8 protein-coding genes, 2 tRNA genes and 1 rRNA gene are annotated in these 9551 nt (G+C 42.7%); 10 read left to right on the forward strand and 1 reads right to left on the reverse strand.

What is annotated here, in order from left to right:
• Positions 1-510 precede the first annotated feature (510 nt).
• The 8 genes from IIB50_02530 to IIB50_02565 all read left to right on the forward strand — a co-directional run bounded on the left by IIB50_02530 (position 511) and on the right by IIB50_02565 (position 8157).
• Positions 511-825 (forward strand): sugar transferase, encoded by a 315-nt coding sequence (locus tag IIB50_02530; protein MCH7529972.1) that lies wholly within the window; start codon positions 511-513, stop codon positions 823-825.
• On the forward strand, positions 822-1904 hold the full coding sequence (locus IIB50_02535) for an NAD-dependent epimerase/dehydratase family protein (GenBank protein ID MCH7529973.1): 1083 nt from the start codon (positions 822-824) through the stop codon (positions 1902-1904). The genes IIB50_02530 and IIB50_02535 overlap by 4 nt, the downstream gene beginning before the upstream one ends.
• A gap of 12 nt (positions 1905-1916) precedes the next feature.
• Positions 1917-2864, forward strand: a complete 948-nt coding sequence (locus tag IIB50_02540; GenBank protein ID MCH7529974.1) for an NAD-dependent epimerase/dehydratase family protein — start codon at positions 1917-1919, stop codon at positions 2862-2864.
• A 57-nt stretch (positions 2865-2921) separates the two neighbouring features.
• The gene (gene secD / locus IIB50_02545) at positions 2922-4250 is read left to right on the forward strand and encodes a protein translocase subunit SecD (protein MCH7529975.1); all 1329 of its coding nucleotides are present in this window, start codon (positions 2922-2924) and stop codon (positions 4248-4250) included.
• A gap of 2 nt (positions 4251-4252) precedes the next feature.
• Positions 4253-5161 (forward strand): protein translocase subunit SecF, encoded by a 909-nt coding sequence (gene secF / locus IIB50_02550; protein ID MCH7529976.1) that lies wholly within the window; start codon positions 4253-4255, stop codon positions 5159-5161.
• Positions 5162-5508: 347 nt separating this feature from the next.
• Positions 5509-7082, forward strand: a 16S ribosomal RNA gene (locus tag IIB50_02555).
• Between the two features lie 752 nt (positions 7083-7834).
• A tRNA-Ile gene (locus tag IIB50_02560) sits at positions 7835-7908 on the forward strand.
• A 167-nt stretch (positions 7909-8075) separates the two neighbouring features.
• Positions 8076-8157 (forward strand) — tRNA-Leu (locus IIB50_02565).
• Between the two features lie 64 nt (positions 8158-8221).
• Here the strand turns inward: IIB50_02565 and IIB50_02570 are convergent.
• Positions 8222-8383: a hypothetical protein gene (locus tag IIB50_02570; GenBank protein ID MCH7529977.1), complete on the reverse strand. Its 162-nt coding sequence runs from the start codon at positions 8381-8383 to the stop codon at positions 8222-8224.
• Between the two features lie 163 nt (positions 8384-8546).
• Here IIB50_02570 and IIB50_02575 point away from each other — a divergent pair, with 163 nt between their 5' ends.
• Positions 8547-8828, forward strand: a complete 282-nt coding sequence (locus IIB50_02575) for a winged helix-turn-helix transcriptional regulator (GenBank protein MCH7529978.1) — start codon at positions 8547-8549, stop codon at positions 8826-8828.
• A gap of 97 nt (positions 8829-8925) precedes the next feature.
• The gene (locus tag IIB50_02580; protein ID MCH7529979.1) at positions 8926-9390 is read left to right on the forward strand and encodes a hypothetical protein; all 465 of its coding nucleotides are present in this window, start codon (positions 8926-8928) and stop codon (positions 9388-9390) included.
• Positions 9391-9551 lie beyond the last annotated feature (161 nt).

The raw sequence follows: 9551 nt of genomic DNA on the forward strand, positions 1-9551 counted from the left end.
CAGGTCTTCTCGCCGCAAAAGAGCAAAAGGCCAAGTCTGCTTCCCGACACACGCGTCCCAAGCCGGCTCACCGTCAAAGCGCACGGGAAAGGAGAGAGCCGGCGGGGGTCCCGACGTTCGCAGCCCGGCCTCAACCGGTGCTGGAGTTGGAGGAACTCAAGAGCGCGGTCTATGCGGTATCCGCGCGGGCGCCGGGCGCAGCCCCGGCGAGACAGACCCCATGGGAGCCGCCCACCCAAGGCGCGACTGTTCGAGCGCTGTGGCTTCCCATAACGCTCCTGGTAGCTGTCTTGATTGGCCTGATGTGGATGACCAACTGTCGAGGGCAGTCCGCCCTTCCACGACATCCGATCCCGCCTGCCCTTGTGTGCCCGCTAGGCGCATTCCTTGCCCCACCAGCGCTGTTCCGTTTCGCCTGAAACCGCGCGTGAAAGGAGCGGAACCCATGCCCTGTTGCGGTGTTCACCCAGGCTCGCACCGAGCTATGCCTGTAAAGCCAAACTGGATGAATTGCCCCAGCTTTTTAATATATTAAAAGGAGAAATGTCGCTCATTGGCCCTCGCAATGATGTGTCAGGATTGGGGTCACGACTTGCTGAAGCAATTCCTCATTACAATATGCGTTATCTTGTAAAGCCAGGACTCTCCGGTTGGGCACAGATAAAGCAAGATTACTCAAAAGGCAACATTAGCCCACAGTCGGTAGAAGAGACAAAAATTCGTCTTTCATACGATTTGTACTATATAAAAAATAAGTCATTTTTACTTGACATCGTTATTGCACTACGCACCATACAGACACTTATTTCAAGATTACTACCATGAGTAATGATAAAAAAACCATTTTTATAACAGGCGGTGCGGGTTATGTAGGAGCAATGCTCTGTGACCAGTTTTCAAAGCGCGATGATGTAAAAGAAATAGTAGCACTTGATATGGAGCCAATACCTGACCTGCTCAAAGAAAATAAAAAGATTATCTGGATTGAGGCAAATACTTCTGACGGTACATGGCAGAAAAAAGCGAAAGAGCACAAACCAAGTATCGTCATTCATGCTGCGTGGCAAATACGGGAAATGTACGGAAATTCAAAAACACAATGGACATGGAATGTGGATGGTGCTGACGCGGTGTTTGATTTTGCATTCTCCACCTCATCTACCGAAAGACTCATATATTTTTCTACAGCATCTCTCTATGGTGCATACAAGAGTAACACCATAGACCATCTCTTTACTGAAGATGAACCAATGCGTGAAGAAGAATATTCATACGGTATTGAAAAAATACAGGTGGAAAGGAACTTATGTTCAAAGTGGGAAAAAAGACATAAAGAAAATAATATTTCTGTTTCCATAGTACGCCCCGCAGCCATCACTGGACCGCGTGGCCGTTTTATGATGCATGACCGATTTGGACTCCAATCTGCTTTGTCTGGTCAACTGAAAAAAGATTTTATTTATCGAATAATATCAATGATGGTTTCGTTTGTCCCGGCTACACCGTGGTGGGTCAGACAGTTTGTGCATGAAGATGATATAACTGACATCATTGCACTTTTGGCATTTTCATCAGAAATAAAAAACAATTATGAAATTTTTAATCTTGCAACGGGAGGAGAACCTGTTTTTGCACCTCAAATGGCACAAGCGGTTGGAAAAAAAGTTCTTCCAGTGCGGCCATGGATGGTGCGTCTAGCATACTTTTTTTTCTGGCATATTACGCGTGGCAAAGTACCGACCTCAAAAGGTATTTGGCGGTTTTACTCATACCCAATAGTTATGGATGGATCAAAATTGACCAAAAAATTTGGATATCATTACACATACGAGTCGCGTGATGCATTTTCAAAAACAATTGGAAGGTATGAAAGATATGTCCCGGAGGATAAGCGCGTTTCGTAATAATTAATTATCGTGAAAATTCTCGTCACAGGAGGAGCGGGTTTTATAGGGAGCCATCTTATCAATCAGTTGTCACGGGAAGGTCATAGTGTTATATCTGTAGACAAACTATCTCTTTCTGGTAAAAAGTTGCAGAAAGCGCGCCTTAGGGATCTTGTTGGTGATGTAGAAAATTACACCATAGATATAACCGACCAGAAAAAACTAGGCAATTTATTCCAGTCTAATACATTTGATGTTGTATACCACATAGCTGCCAAACCTGGCGTGCGTGAATCAATCGAGAATCCATTTATATACGCACACTCGAACTATATCGGAACTTTAACAGTTTTAGAACTCGCAAAAAAATATAATGTGCAACACATCTTAATAGCGTCTTCATCATCGGTGTATGGGAAAAACATCAAAGTGCCGTATTCTGAAAATGATCGTGTTGATGAACAAATTTCCGTATATGCTTGTTCAAAAAGATCAGCTGAACTTTTGGCGTATACGTACTGTCATTTGTTTAATATGAATATTACATGCTTGCGATTCTTTACTGTGTATGGCCCGTATGGTAGACCGGATATGGCGCCATATATTTTCACGAAAAATATTATTAATAGAAAGACGATAGATGTATTTAATAAAGGGAAACAACAACGTGACTTTACATTTATTTCAGATATCATTGATGGATGTATTGGTCTACTAGAGTGTAAAAATGGTTTTTCAATAGTTAATCTTGGCAACAACAAATGTGTTGAATTGATGGATTTTATAGGGACTATAGAATCTATTCTTGAGATAAAAGCGCAAAAGAGATTTTTATCCATTCAACCTGGAGATGTGGTAAAGACATATGCTGATATATCAAAAGCGAAAGCGCTTTGTGGGTATTCTCCAAAAGTAAATATTTCAGATGGGATGGAAAAGTTCATCTCCTGGTATAAGGATTATCATAAGGTGAAGTAAATACAGTAATTGCATTTAAATTTGCAAAGTGGTTCCAAACATCTATACTGTTGAAATATGCTAAGGATTAGAATTGCAGCACTATTAATACTGTTAGTCGGCTTGGGAATCGGCTATTTTGTCTATACATCAGAGATTAATACAGAGTCTCGTTTTAAGTTTAAACTCGGTCTTGATTTGGCAGGTGGTACACATCTTATATACGAAGCGGATGTATCTAATTTGCCACAGGAAGAGATAGAAGGCTCAATGAATGCGCTTCGCGATGTAATAGAAAGAAGAGTTAATCTTTTTGGAGTTTCTGAACCGATTGTTCAGGTTGAACAAAGCAGTATCTTTGCAGGAGTTAGGGGAGAGCGGCTCATTGTAGAACTTCCGGGCGTGACTGATATTACCGAAGCCGTTCGGATTATAGGCGAAACACCACTTCTTGAATTTAAATTGGTTCGGGCCGAAGCACTACTACCCGAAAATGGGACAGAAAATGTGGGAGATATATTTATTCAAACCGAACTGACCGGAAGATTTCTCAAAAGAGCGGTACTTGAGTTTGGGAGCACACAAAGTGGACAGATCTCAAATGAGCCTATTATACGATTGGAGTTTACGAAGGAAGGTGCTGATATTTTTGCCGAGATTACACGAAATAATGTCGGAAGACAGCTAGCAATTTTTCTTGACGGGGAGTCAATTTCTGCGCCGGTCATTCAACAGGAAATTACCGGAGGCACTGCTATTATCACCGGAAGCTTTACACCAGAAAGTGCAAAGCTATTGGTGCGTAATCTCAACTTCGGGGCGCTTCCCGTCCCCATAGAACTACTTTCCACACAGACTATCGGGGCTTCTCTCGGTGAAGAAGCACTTAATAGAGGAATACAAGCGGGTATGCTCGGACTGACACTGGTAGCACTGTTTCTCATTCTCTGGTACCGTCTGCCTGGGGTGCTCGCTACTCTTTCACTTGCCATATACGTATTTATAATACTTGCTTTGTTTAAATTCATACCAGTCACACTTACTGCAGCAGGGCTTGCTGGATTCATTCTTTCAATTGGTATGGCGGTTGATGCAAATATTCTCATTTTTGAGCGAATGAAAGAAGAATTTATAAAAGGAAAAGATACTACAAATGCTGTAAAAGATGGTTTTGCACGAGCATGGTTTTCAATCAGGGATGGGAACATTTCAAGCATCATTACGGCGGTTATCTTGTTTTGGTTTGGCACCTCACTTGTGAAGGGATTTGCACTTACGTTTGGGATTGGTATTTTGGTCAGTATGATAAGTGCTATCACTATTTCACGGACATTTCTCTATGCGGTGGGTGGCTATTCATACACAGGACTTGTTAAGTTTTTATTCGGTAGAGGAATTTCACTGTAACAATGTTTGTCGTAACATACAGAAAAATATTTTTCATACTCTCTGGCATCATAGTGGGACTATCATTCTTATCGGTAGCATTTTTTGGACTCCAGTTTGGCATAGACTTTACCGGTGGCGCAATTACCGAAGTAAGCTATCCGGACGGTAGGCCGGACAAGGTAGTGTTGGAAGAACAGCTCAACCCACTTTCAGTTGAAGGATACTCACTTCGACCAACGGGAGAGAATGGGTACATTCTACGGACTCGTGACCTAACCGAGGAAGAACGGATTATTATTTCAAAGGCTTTATCAATTAACGGAACCGTACAAGTGGTGGAAGAACGGTACAATTCAATCGGTCCAATCATCGGTACTGAACTTCGCAATAAAGCATTTTTCGCCATAGCGATTGTTGTCTTAGCAATTATTCTCTTTATCGCATTTGTATTCAGGAAAGTGAGTGAGCCAGTGTCGTCACTGAAATACGGTCTTATTGCGATAGTGGCACTTCTTCACGATATTATTATTCCAATTGGAATGTTCGCGGTTCTAGGGGTGTTTGTCGGAGCACAGGTTGATGTGCTTTTTGTTATGGCGCTTTTGGCAATTCTTGGATACTCTGTTAACGACACCATTGTGGTATTTGACCGGGTGAGGGAGAACTTACGTACCAATAAAGAACTCAATATTAGAGAAGATTTTGAGCTGACTGTTGGGAAGAGTTTAAATCAAACATACACTCGTTCAATAAACACTTCATTGACTACATTGTTTGTACTCCTCACTCTCTTTTTTGTAGGTGCTCCGGTAACTCAAAATTTTGCCCTCGTACTTATGACTGGTGTTATAGCAGGCACCTACTCATCGATATTCTTAGCAGCACCTCTTCTTGTTACTATCCAGCGTTTATCTGAAAAAAGAAATTAGTTACATCACGTCTTGCCCCGTAGCTTCTGCCGAAGGCAGAATGGTACTGGGGTCAATATTTCTCGCTACACCACTTTTAGTCGTTGCTGAGAGATGGGGCAAGAAAATAACTTGATATTTTCCAAGAAATCATTTATAGTATCTCTGACTGCCGTTGGGGCAGTTATCATTTGAACATTGAAATAACATATAGTTTGTGCAAGTCCTCAAAACACACAAAAAATTTACAAAAACCAATATACAATAGAAAAGCACCCTCTAATATTTCCTCTCGGGAAACATAGGAGGACAAGCTGTCTTTTCTTTTGTTCCGTTCATCACCTGATTTTGTTTTGCAAAATCAGGTCTTAATTTAGAGTTTGATCCTAGCTCAGGGTGAACGCTGGCGGCGTGGATAAGGCATGCAAGTCGAATGATGCATCTCACTGTATTTCGATGCAGTATAAGGGTTTAGTATATGTATAAGGGAAGAATAAAAAACAATTTTCTTATACTGATACTTTTTCCAAATACTCGCACCGAGCGACAGTGAGATGCGTCATGGCAGACGAGGTAGTAACACGTAGGTACGCACCCCAGAGTCGGGCATACCCTGTCGAAAGGCAGAATAATTCCCGATGGTCCTTTTTAGGTAAAGATTTATCGCTCTGGGAGCGGCCTGCGGAGTATCAGCTTGTTGGTAAGGTAACGGCTTACCAAGGCTATGACGCTTAGGGGAGGTGAGAGCCTGACCCCCACCGATGGCACTGAGACACGGGCCATACTCCTACGGGAGGCCGCAGTCGAGAATCTTCCGCAATGGGCGAAAGCCTGACGGAGCGACGCCGCGTGACTGATGAAGCTCTTCGGAGTGTAAAAGTCTTTTATGAGGGAAGAAGTTTATTGACGGTACCTCATGAATAAGGGGCTCCTAAACTCGTGCCAGCAGGAGCGGTAATACGAGTGCCCCAAGCGTTACCCGGAATCACTGGGCGTAAAGGGTGTGTAGGTGGCTATGTTAGTCTTTTGTTAAAGCTCGGGGCTCAACCCCGAAATTGCAAAAGAAACGGCATAACTAGAGGATGCGAGAGGTCTATGGAACTCATGGTGTAGGGGTGAAATCCGTTGATATCATGGGGAACACCAAAAGCGAAGGCAATAGACTGGCGCATTCCTGACACTGAGACACGAAAGCGTGGGTAGCGAATGGGATTAGATACCCCAGTAGTCCACGCCCTAAACGCTGTCCGCTGGCTTTTCGGAGTATCGACCCTCTGAGAGGCGAAGCTAACGCGTTAAGCGGACCGCCTGGGTAGTACGGCCGCAAGGCTAAAACTCAAAGGAATAGACGGGGGCTCGCACAAGCGGTGGATCATGTGGCTTAATTCGATGCTACACGAAGAACCTTACCAGGGTTAGAAATCCCAATGACAATTTGCTGAAAGGCAGACTTTCTTCGGACATTGGGACAGGTGATGCATGGCCGTCGTCAGTTCGTGATTTGAATTGTTCCCTTAAGTGGGGTAACGAACGCAACCCTCGTTGTCTGTTATACGTGTCAGGCGAGACTGCTCCCTCACGGGAGAGGAAGGTGGGGATGACGCCAGGTCAGCATGTCCCTTGATATCCTGGGCTGCACACATGATACAATGGCTATTACAACGGGACGCGAAGCGGTAACGTGGAGCAAATCCTTATAAAAGTAGCCCTAGTTCGGATTGAGGTCTGCAACTCGACCTCATGAAGTCGGAATCGCTAGTAATCGCAGGTCAGCTATACCGCGGTGAATACGTTCTCGAGCCTTGTACTCACCGCCCGTCAAGTCAAGGAAGCCGGGAGTGCCCGACGTCCGCATTTATTGCGGCCTACGGTAAGTTCGGTGACAGGGACTAAGTCGTAACAAGGCACGGCTAGCGGAAGCTGGTCGTGGAATATTTCCAACGGAATTCGTTGCATACCTTTCGGGGTATTGTGACTTACTGTGTCGATTTTCTGAATCTCGATCGAGTTCAGAAAACATGGTGTTGGTCTCGGAACCTTACTTGAGACCACAGAACGGAACAAAAGAAAGGACAGCTAAAAACCTCCCGAGAGAGCGTACTCTCTCGGGAGGTTTTTAGTATGGTATTGACAAATAGTATATATAGTGTACACTGCGAACAGTTCATAACTGCTTTGGAGATGAATATGTTATTCTATGGTAGAAATTTTCAGGTGAAAATCTTCACTAAGAATAGTTTGTATTGTTTAATTGGTTGTATACTCTTCGCATTGTTGTTATATATACCGATAATTCAATACTTCAAGTTGCCGGTGGGGTATTATTTCCCAATAACAGGGGAGTGCATTAAAGTCACTGAACTAAGGGACGATGGTTCTCTCATAGAACATGATTGTGCATGGGCGAAAGGAAAAAGGTACACCATAGTTTATATTTCCCCACCAATCTTAAATTGATCTCATTACTTAGCATTATTGACCGGCCCGCATTGTGCGAGGCCGGTCTTTTCATTTGCAAGTTGTTCCACGCTGTCGTTTCTGTTAGTATTTTTCTACCCAGCCATACTTTTGCTTCGCAAAACCAAGGAGGGTAAGCATGCGTGTGTAATCCAGACGATTTTGTCGGAATCCAGACAAAATCGTCTGGACTCAGAGGAGGTTCTTTCAAAAATTAATATTAATGATTGTCAAAGCGCGCGTGTAGCTCAGTTGGTTAGAGCGCATCACTGATAATGATGAGGTCCCAGGTTCGAGTCCTGGCATGCGCACTTTGACTGGCATTAATTTTGGAAAGGATAGAGCAGAGAAAGAGTCCAGCGGACTCTTTTTCCCAACAGACTCTTTTTCCTGATAATGACGAGGTCTCATTCTTGCCCTCCAAAATTTTGTAAAACAAAACTTAGGAGGACAAAAGTCTTGATATGCGCATAATGCTGCCGGAGTGGTGAAATTGGTAAACACGTACGGTTCAGAGCCGTATGCCGCAAGGCTTGGAGGTTCAAGTCCTCTCTCCGGCACATAAAAAAGCCGACGTATATACGTCGGCCTACTGGAAACTTATAAGATGAACATTTGTTTTTTTTATTCATCATCATCTATGCATTCGGATTGATCCACGCCTGCATGGTCTCCAATAAAGTTAGTGCTTTCGTCATCATAACCAAAATCACAAAGCACTGGTCTTAGCTGTATTTGGGAGTCACCACCTCCATCGTTATCAGTACCTTTCTCTGTCGGACCCATTACTGCTCTCCTATGTGGTTTACAACAATAAAGCATAAAAGTACCTCTCCAATATTTATTGTACACCGCGAAATATATCAATCAAGTTGAATCAGTTGAATCAAGTCAGATATTCATTCTAATGTTCTTGAGAATACTAGAATAAAATGGTAACCTAGCTAATATGGCAAAAGAGAAAAAAACATACAGGGAACTTGAAAGAATTGCCAGAGGGTTTTCTAATCATCGACGAATTCAAATCATGGAACTTTTGCACAAAAAGCCGGAGTTATCAGTAGATGAGATTGCCAATGAGCTTGACGTAAATTTCAAAACTATTTCCGAGCACATCAGACGTCTTGCTATTTCTGCTATTGTACTCAAGCGCCCTGATGGCTCAAGTGTTCGACACAAGATTACAAAAAGAGGAGTAGATATTCTTAAGTTCTTGAGAACACTAGAATAAGAGGGTTTGGGTGAATGTGTGTAGAAAGTAAAAAAATAGTGCAAAAGAGAAAAATGTAAAAGAGAAAAATTCGATGGTAAAAATAAGTAATAAAAATATGACAAAACTTTACATCGTCGCAACACCAATAGGTAATCTTGAAGATATCAGCGCACGGGCAATACGCATTTTAAGTGAAGTTGATGTGATTTTATGTGAAGATACGAGGGTGACGAAAAAACTTCTCTCCAGATATTCCATCAATACACCAACGCTTTCGTTCCACGCTCATAGCAAACTTTCAAAAACAAACAAAATTACTGCTTTACTTGAGGAAGAAAAAAACCTCGCACTTGTAACTGACGCTGGCACTCCAGGAATTTCAGATCCCGGCTCCATACTCGTTTCGTACATTAGGAGTAAAATGCCAGAGGTTGAAATAATAGCTGTCCCTGGGCCGAGTGCAGTTGTGGCGGCATTGTCCATAAGTGGATTACCTGCATCTGAATTAGGAAAAATTATCAACAAAAGGGCAAAAAAATCTCTAAAACCATTTTCAGCAATAAAAAAAACTGATTTTTAAATTCTTATTGATTTTTTCATTTTACTACTTTTTTCTGGAAAAGTCCAGAAAAATCTCGTGGGTTTAGTTGCCGATTTTAAGAATTGCCCTCGTTCGGTTATTGCTATACAATGTACTGGTGAAAGCACTACTGCAGCGGGTTACCGGAGGCTCGGTTAGTG

This window comes from Patescibacteria group bacterium, assembly GCA_022560785.1.
Lineage (GTDB): Bacteria > Patescibacteriota > Minisyncoccia > Phycocordibacterales > JADFSL01 > JADFSL01.